The organism is Rhodobacter sp. P2_H5, assembly GCF_056403335.1.
In genome coordinates, this window is sequence record NZ_JBFUFS010000076.1 from 1 (window position 1) to 994 (window position 994).

At 62.8% G+C, this 994-nt stretch carries 3 protein-coding genes; all 3 read left to right on the top strand.

Translation table 11 applies throughout. From position 1 onward, the window contains the following. Positions 1–242, top strand: a 242-nt coding sequence (locus tag AC1DVR_RS23545) for a DUF6878 family protein (RefSeq protein ID WP_478003052.1), incomplete at its 5' end; no start/stop codon positions are given. Positions 243–251: 9 nt separating this feature from the next. Beyond that, positions 252–629, top strand: a complete 378-nt coding sequence (locus AC1DVR_RS23550) for a DUF6915 family protein (RefSeq protein ID WP_478003053.1) — start codon at positions 252–254, stop codon at positions 627–629. 1 nt (position 630) lies between these two features. Continuing rightward, positions 631–837 carry a hypothetical protein gene (locus tag AC1DVR_RS23555; RefSeq protein ID WP_478003054.1) on the top strand — a complete coding sequence of 69 codons (207 nt, stop codon included), beginning with the start codon at positions 631–633 and terminating at the stop codon, positions 835–837. Positions 838–994 lie beyond the last annotated feature (157 nt).

The following is a 994-nucleotide window of genomic DNA, read 5'->3' on the forward strand; positions in this document are numbered from 1 at the left end:
CCGCCGCTCAGATCACCTTTGCCGGCATCGACTGGCAGAGCGGGGCACCCACTGAGCGACGTCTGACCCTTGAAGGCGCCGTCGAAGAGCTGGTCTACGACCTCCTCTCCGATACCCATTCCGGCTGGCAGGACAATGACGGCGCCTATGGCGAGTGCTGCATCGATGCCCGCGCCCGGTCCATCCACCTCGAGTTCAACGAGCGATTCACTTCGTCCGAACTCTTCACCCATGATTTCTGAGGGGCGGCGATGGCACATCCGTATCACCACGCCCTGTCTTCGGTAAAGAAATGGGGCGGGACGGTCGACGACTATCTCGCCTGCCATGAATTCTTCGATGCCTCGAAGCTCATCCTGGCGGACTTTAGGCATCGCGCCCTCCGTCATCATGCCGAGGGGATTTTCTTGCTGGAGCAGATCCACGGGAAAACCCTGACCCTGTCGACAGGTCGGGTCATCCCAACTCGCTGGGTAGGCGAACAACATGTCCGCGAGGATCTGGGTTTCATCCCCAGCTTTGCCGATTGGGCGCGGTCGATCCGGGCCGAGCCCTGGATGGGCCGAACCCAGAAGATCGAGGCCGAGGTAGATCCGCATCTGGTGATGCCGGTGCTGGAGGTCAGCTGACATGAGCCGCGCCTATCAGAACCTCGGTGTGCCGCCTGAGGTCYCCCCTCTCACGGTGCTTCGCACGGCGATCGGGCGGTTGCACCCCGACACGCTCGCAGTCCGCAGCTGGCGCGAAGCGCGCAAGCGCTACTACCGCGAGCTTTTGCAGGCCCATGCCGCCGCGCAGGCCACCACTGAGCCCCCTCAGCCCGCAGAAGCGGGCTGATTTCTCCCCCCAAAACGCAACCCACTTTGACCCGGCCGTCGCGGCACGGGTTTCTCATTCTGAAAGGAGCCCATCGTGGCTGACTATTTCACCCAATTCTCCTGCTCCCTCGACGTGGGCACGCCCGAAAAGGCCATAGCCGCGCTCGACCTCTTCC

What these genes read in the sequence shown, in the direction of transcription:
- AC1DVR_RS23550 (WP_478003053.1), top strand. Translation starts at nt 252, where the DNA reads ATGGCACATCCGTATCACCACGCCCTGTCTTCGGTAAAGAAATGGGGC.